Source organism: Bradyrhizobium sp. (assembly GCF_016462955.1).
In the GTDB taxonomy this organism is placed as follows: Bacteria; Pseudomonadota; Alphaproteobacteria; order Rhizobiales; family Xanthobacteraceae; genus Bradyrhizobium.
On record NZ_JAEMSD010000418.1, the window covers coordinates 1 to 6,143 of the forward strand.

General features: G+C 64.3%; 11 protein-coding genes. All 11 read left to right on the forward strand.

Features of this window, described 5'->3' with window-relative positions:
- Nucleotides 1-2: 2 nt before the first annotated feature.
- The gene (gene tuf, locus JHD07_RS30250; RefSeq protein WP_291628802.1) at nucleotides 3-1,151 is read left to right on the forward strand and encodes an elongation factor Tu; all 1,149 of its coding nucleotides are present in this window, start codon (nucleotides 3-5) and stop codon (nucleotides 1,149-1,151) included.
- Nucleotides 1,152-1,237: 86 nt separating this feature from the next.
- Nucleotides 1,238-1,546: a 30S ribosomal protein S10 gene (gene rpsJ, locus JHD07_RS30255; RefSeq protein WP_002712302.1), complete on the forward strand. Its 309-nt coding sequence runs from the start codon at nucleotides 1,238-1,240 to the stop codon at nucleotides 1,544-1,546.
- A 99-nt stretch (nucleotides 1,547-1,645) separates the two neighbouring features.
- The gene (gene rplC / locus JHD07_RS30260; RefSeq protein ID WP_291628804.1) at nucleotides 1,646-2,359 is read left to right on the forward strand and encodes a 50S ribosomal protein L3; all 714 of its coding nucleotides are present in this window, start codon (nucleotides 1,646-1,648) and stop codon (nucleotides 2,357-2,359) included.
- A gap of 1 nt (nucleotide 2,360) precedes the next feature.
- Nucleotides 2,361-2,981 (forward strand): 50S ribosomal protein L4, encoded by a 621-nt coding sequence (rplD, locus tag JHD07_RS30265; RefSeq protein ID WP_291628806.1) that lies wholly within the window; start codon nucleotides 2,361-2,363, stop codon nucleotides 2,979-2,981.
- Nucleotides 2,978-3,280, forward strand: coding sequence for a 50S ribosomal protein L23 (locus JHD07_RS30270; protein WP_008136362.1), 303 nt, complete (start codon nucleotides 2,978-2,980; stop codon nucleotides 3,278-3,280). Before rplD ends, JHD07_RS30270 begins: the two co-directional genes overlap by 4 nt.
- Nucleotides 3,281-3,292: 12 nt before the next feature.
- Nucleotides 3,293-4,126 carry a 50S ribosomal protein L2 gene (gene rplB / locus JHD07_RS30275; RefSeq protein WP_091957434.1) on the forward strand — a complete coding sequence of 278 codons (834 nt, stop codon included), beginning with the start codon at nucleotides 3,293-3,295 and terminating at the stop codon, nucleotides 4,124-4,126.
- A gap of 12 nt (nucleotides 4,127-4,138) precedes the next feature.
- A complete protein-coding gene (gene rpsS, locus JHD07_RS30280; RefSeq protein WP_008136357.1) occupies nucleotides 4,139-4,417 on the forward strand; it encodes a 30S ribosomal protein S19 in 279 nt (92 codons plus the stop codon).
- A gap of 10 nt (nucleotides 4,418-4,427) precedes the next feature.
- Nucleotides 4,428-4,811: a 50S ribosomal protein L22 gene (rplV, locus tag JHD07_RS30285; protein ID WP_131867589.1), complete on the forward strand. Its 384-nt coding sequence runs from the start codon at nucleotides 4,428-4,430 to the stop codon at nucleotides 4,809-4,811.
- 17 nt (nucleotides 4,812-4,828) lie between these two features.
- Nucleotides 4,829-5,554, forward strand: coding sequence for a 30S ribosomal protein S3 (gene rpsC, locus JHD07_RS30290; protein ID WP_014494500.1), 726 nt, complete (start codon nucleotides 4,829-4,831; stop codon nucleotides 5,552-5,554).
- Nucleotides 5,555-5,584: 30 nt separating this feature from the next.
- Complete coding sequence (rplP, locus tag JHD07_RS30295; protein WP_008136349.1) at nucleotides 5,585-5,998, forward strand: 50S ribosomal protein L16; 414 nt, start codon at nucleotides 5,585-5,587, stop codon at nucleotides 5,996-5,998.
- Nucleotides 5,999-6,003: 5 nt separating this feature from the next.
- A partial coding sequence (gene rpmC, locus JHD07_RS30300) for a 50S ribosomal protein L29 (RefSeq protein WP_291628810.1) occupies nucleotides 6,004-6,143 on the forward strand: 140 nt, incomplete at its 3' end.

Genomic DNA, 6,143 nt, shown 5'->3' on the forward strand with positions numbered 1-6,143 from the left:
ACATCGGCACCATCGGTCACGTCGACCATGGCAAGACGTCGCTGACCGCGGCGATCACCAAGATCCTCGCCGAGACCGGCGGTGCGACGTTCACCGCGTACGACCAGATCGACAAGGCGCCGGAAGAGAAGGCCCGCGGCATCACCATCTCGACCGCGCACGTCGAGTACGAGACGCAGAACCGCCACTACGCCCACGTCGACTGCCCCGGCCACGCCGACTACGTCAAGAACATGATCACCGGCGCCGCCCAGATGGACGGTGCGATCCTGGTCGTGTCGGCCGCTGACGGCCCGATGCCGCAGACTCGCGAGCACATCTTGCTCGCCCGCCAGGTCGGCGTGCCTGCGCTCGTCGTGTTCCTCAACAAGTGCGACATGGTCGACGATCCGGAGCTGCTCGAGCTCGTCGAGCTCGAAGTCCGCGAACTGCTCTCGAAGTACGAATTCCCCGGCGACAAGATCCCGATCATCAAGGGCTCGGCGCTGGCCGCTCTCGAAGACTCCGACAAGAAGCTCGGCCACGACGCCATCCTCGAGCTGATGCGCAACGTCGACGAATACATCCCGCAGCCGGAGCGTCCGATCGACCAGCCGTTCCTGATGCCGGTCGAAGACGTGTTCTCGATCTCGGGCCGCGGCACCGTCGTGACCGGCCGTGTCGAGCGCGGCATCGTCAAGGTCGGCGAGGAAATCGAGATCGTCGGTCTCCGGGCCACCCAGAAGACCACCGTCACCGGCGTCGAAATGTTCCGCAAGCTGCTCGACCAGGGTCAGGCCGGCGACAACATCGGCGCGCTGCTCCGCGGCACCAAGCGCGAGGACGTCGAGCGCGGCCAGGTTCTGGCCAAGCCGGGTTCGGTCAAGCCGCACACCAAGTTCAAGGCTGAGGCCTACATCCTCACCAAGGAAGAGGGCGGCCGCCACACCCCGTTCTTCACCAACTACCGTCCGCAGTTCTACTTCCGCACCACCGACGTGACCGGTGTCGTGCACCTGCCGGAAGGCACCGAGATGGTGATGCCGGGCGACAACATCGCGATGGAAGTGCACCTGATCGTGCCGATCGCGATGGAAGAGAAGCTCCGCTTCGCGATCCGCGAAGGTGGCCGCACCGTCGGCGCCGGCGTCGTCGCCTCGATCATCGAGTAACAAGCGAATAGGGAATGGTGAGTGGCGAATAGGGATTTCCTAGTCGCTACTCGCTACTCGCCACTCTACTCAAAGAAAGCACGGCAATGAACGGCCAAAACATTCGTATCCGTCTCAAGGCGTTCGACCATCGTATCCTCGATACGTCGACCCGCGAGATCGTGAACACGGCGAAGCGCACCGGCGCGCAGGTCCGCGGGCCCATCCCGCTGCCCACCCGCATCGAGAAGTTCACCGTCAACCGTTCGCCCCACGTCGACAAGAAGAGCCGCGAACAGTTCGAGATGCGCACTCACAAGCGCCTGCTCGACATCGTCGATCCGACCCCGCAGACCGTCGATGCTTTGATGAAGCTCGACCTGGCCGCCGGTGTCGACGTCGAGATCAAGCTCTGAGCAAGACCCCGCGAAGTGGGCACCGGTTCTCGGACCGGGTCTTTGCTCACTACGAAGATTAGCTAGTCCGCAAGGACAGAAAGAACAGGAAGCAAGCCGATGCGCTCCGGAGTGATCGCACAAAAGGTCGGGATGACGCGGGTCTTCACGGAGGCCGGCGAACATATTCCCGTGACCGTGCTGAAGCTCGGCAATTGCCAGGTCGTAGGCCACCGCACCGAAGACAAGAACGGTTACGTCGCGCTCCAGCTCGGTTCGGGCAGCCGCAAGACCGTTTACATGCCCAAGGCCGAGCGCGGCCAGTTCGCGGTCGCCAAGGTCGAGCCGAAGCGCCGGGTCGAGGAATTCCGCGTCACCGCGGACGCCATGATCCCGGTTGGCGCCGAGATCCAGGCCGATCATTTCGTCGTCGGCCAGTTCGTCGACGTCACCGGCACCTCGGTCGGTAAGGGCTTCGCCGGCGGCATGAAGCGCTGGAACTTTGGCGGTCTGCGCGCCACTCACGGTGTGTCGATCTCGCACCGCTCGATCGGTTCGACCGGTGGCCGTCAGGACCCCGGCAAGACCTGGAAGAACAAGAAGATGCCCGGCCACATGGGTGTCGACCGCATCACCACGCTCAACCTTCGCGTCGTCCAGACCGATGTCGAGCGCGGCCTGATCCTCGTCGAAGGCGCCGTTCCCGGCTCCAAGGGCGGCTGGATCCGCGTGCGCGACGCCGTCAAGAAGCCGCTGCCGAAGGAAGCTCCGAAGCCCGGCAAGTTCAAGGTCGCTGGCGATGCGGAAGCCGCTCCGGCTGCGCAGGAGGCGTGAGATGGAATTGAAGGTCACCACCCTCGAAGGTAAGGAAGCGGGCTCCGTCCAGCTGTCCGACGCCATTTTCGGCCTCGAGCCGCGCGAGGACATCATCGCGCGCTGCGTGCAGTGGCAGCTCAACAAGCGGCAGGCCGGCACGCACAAGGCCAAGGGTCGCGCCGAGATCTGGCGCACCGGCAAGAAGATGTACAAGCAGAAGGGCACCGGCGGTGCCCGTCACGGCTCGGCCCGCGTGCCGCAGTTCCGCGGCGGCGGCCGTGCCTTCGGTCCGGTGGTGCGTTCGCACGCCACCGACCTGCCGAAGAAGGTCCGCGCGCTCGCCCTCAAGCATGCGCTCTCGGCCAAGGCCAAGGACGGCGATCTCGTCGTGATTGAGAAGGCCGCGCTTGAGGCCGCCAAGACCAAGGCGCTGCTCGGCCACTTCTCCGGTCTCGGGCTCACCAACGCGCTGATCATCGACGGCGCCGAGCTCCACAACGGCTTTGCCGCCGCGGCCCGCAACATCCCGAACATGGACGTGCTGCCGATCCAGGGCATCAACGTCTATGACATCCTGCGCCGTCAGAAGCTCGTTCTGACCAAGGCCGCCATCGATGCGCTGGAGGCGCGCTTCAAATGACGAAGAACATCGAGCCTCGCCATTACGACGTGATCCTGTCGCCGGTCGTGACCGAGAAGGCCACGATCGCGTCGGAGCACAACAAGGTCCTGTTCAAGGTGGCCGCGAAGGCGACCAAGCCGCAGATCAAGGAAGCGATCGAGAAGCTGTTCGACGTCAAGGTGAAGAGCGTCAACACGCTGGTCCGCAAGGGCAAGACGAAAGTCTTCCGCGGCAATCTCGGCTCGCAGTCGAATTCCAAGCGCGCGATCGTGACCCTCGAAGAGGGACACCGGATCGACGTGACCACCGGTCTGTAAGGTCGTACGACGATGGCACTGAAGACATTCAATCCCACGACGCCGGGCCAGCGCCAGCTGGTCATGGTCGATCGTTCGGCCCTGTACAAGGGCAAGCCGGTCAAGGCGCTCACCGAAGGCAAGCACTCCTCGGGCGGTCGCAACAGTACCGGTCGCATTACCGTGCGCTTCCGTGGCGGCGGTCACAAGCGGACGCTGCGCACCGTCGATTTCAAGCGTGAGAAGATCGACGTTCCCGCGACCGTCGAGCGGCTGGAATACGATCCGAACCGCAGCGGCTTCATCGCGCTGATCAAGTATCAGGATGGCGAGCAGGCCTACATCCTGGCGCCGCAGCGCCTCGCCGTGGGTGACACCATCATCGCCGGCAACTACGTCGACGTGAAGCCGGGCAACGTCATGCCGCTCGGCAACATGCCGGTTGGCACGATCATCCACAACATCGAGCTCAAGATCGGGAAGGGCGGCCAGCTCGCCCGTTCCGCCGGCACCTACGCCCAGCTCGTCGGCCGCGACCAGGACTACGTCATCATCCGCCTGAACTCGGGCGAGCAGCGCCTGGTGCACGGCCGTTGCCGCGGCACGATCGGTGCGGTGTCGAACCCGGATCACATGAACACCTCGATCGGCAAGGCCGGCCGCAACCGTTGGCTTGGCCGCAAGCCGCATAACCGTGGTGTTTCGATGAACCCGATCGACCATCCGCACGGCGGTGGTGAAGGTCGTACCTCGGGCGGCCGTCATCCGGTCACACCGTGGGGTAAGCCGACCAAGGGCAAGAAGACCCGCACCAACAAGTCGACCAACAAATTCATTCTCCTAAGCCGCCACAAGCGGAAGAAGTAAGGAACGCCGGACATGGTTCGTTCAGTCTGGAAAGGCCCGTTCGTCGAGGGTTCTCTGCTCAAGAAGGCAGATGCCGCGCGCGCGTCCGGCCGTCACGACGTCATCAAGATCTGGAGCCGTCGCTCGACGATCCTGCCGCAGTTCGTCGGCCTGACCTTCGGCGTCTACAACGGTCAAAAGCACGTGCCGGTGGCCGTCAACGAGGAAATGGTCGGCCACAAGTTCGGCGAGTTTTCGCCGACCCGGACCTTCCATGGCCACTCCGGCGACAAGAAAGCCAAGAAGGCTTGAGGATTAAACGATGAGCAAACCAAAGCGCGAACGGAGCCTCGCCGAGAACGAGGCCAAGGCGGTCGCCCGGATGCTGCGGGTGAGCCCGCAGAAGCTCAACCTGGTCGCCCAGCTCATTCGCGGCCGGAAGGCGTCTGCCGCGCTCGCCGACCTGCAGTTTTCGCGCAAGCGGATCGCGGTCGACGTGAAGAAGTGCCTGGAATCGGCTATCGCCAACGCCGAGAACAACCACGACCTCGACGTCGACGATCTCGTCGTTGCGCAGGCCTTCGTCGGCAACGGCCTCGTGATGAAGCGCTTCGCCGCCCGCGGTCGCGGTCGCTCGGGCCGTGTCTACAAACCGTTTTCGCAGCTGACGATCATCGTTCGTCAGGTCGAAGCTGAAGCCGCTTAAGGGCGCAGGAGAACACGATGGGTCAAAAGATCAATCCGATCGGTCTGCGCCTCGGCATCAACCGGACCTGGGATTCCCGCTGGTTCGCCGGCAAGCAGGAATACGGCAAGCTGCTGCACGAGGACGTCAAGATCCGCGAGATCCTGCACAAGGAGCTCAAGCAGGCTGCCGTCGCCCGCATTGTGATCGAGCGTCCGCACAAGAAGTGCCGCGTCACCATCCACTCGGCCCGTCCGGGCGTTGTGATCGGCAAGAAGGGCGCCGACATCGACAAGCTGCGCAAGAAGGTCGCGGACATCACCTCGTCCGACGTCGTCATCAACATCGTCGAGATCCGCAAGCCGGAGCTCGATGCGACGCTGGTGGCCGAGTCGATCGCCCAGCAACTCGAGCGCCGCGTGGCGTTCCGCCGTGCCATGAAGCGCGCCGTTCAGTCGGCGATGCGTCTCGGCGCGGAAGGCATCCGGATCAACTGCTCAGGACGCCTCGGCGGTGCGGAAATCGCGCGCATGGAGTGGTACCGCGAAGGCCGCGTGCCGCTGCACACGCTGCGCGCGGATATCGACTACGGCGTTGCGACCGCGTTCACGACCTTCGGCACCTGTGGCGTCAAGGTCTGGATCTTCAAGGGCGAGATCCTCGAGCACGATCCGATGGCCCAGGACAAGAGAATGGCCGAAGGCGAGACGGGTGGCAGTGGCGATCGTGGTGGCCGTCAGCGCCGCGACACGGCTGCAGCCTAACGCCGCACAGGAATTTGAGGGCTCAAAGCCATGATGCAACCTAAGAAAACGAAGTTCCGGAAGGCGCATAAGGGCCGCATCCACGGCGTTGCGTCTTCGGGCGCGACGTTGGCGTTCGGCCAGTTCGGCCTGAAGGCGACCGAGCCTGAGCGCGTCACCGCGCGCCAGATCGAAGCCGCGCGCCGCGCGCTGACCCGTCACATGAAGCGCGCCGGCCGCGTCTGGATCCGCGTGTTCCCGGACGTTCCGGTGTCGAAGAAGCCGGCCGAAGTCCGCATGGGCTCCGGCAAGGGCTCGCCGGAATTGTGGGTCGCGCGCGTCAAGCCGGGCAGGGTGCTGTTCGAGATCGACGGCGTCAACACCCAGACGGCGCGTGAGGCGCTGACGCTGGCGGCCGCCAAGCTGCCGATCAAGACGCGCTTCGTCGAGCGCATTGCGGAGTAATGGCCATGGCCCAGATGAAGATCGAAGACATCCGCGCGATGAGCCCCGACCAGCAGGATGACGCCATCCTGAACCTGAAGAAGGAGCGCTTCAACCTGCGCTTCCAGCGCGCCACCGGGCAGCTCGAGAACACCTCGCGCCTGCG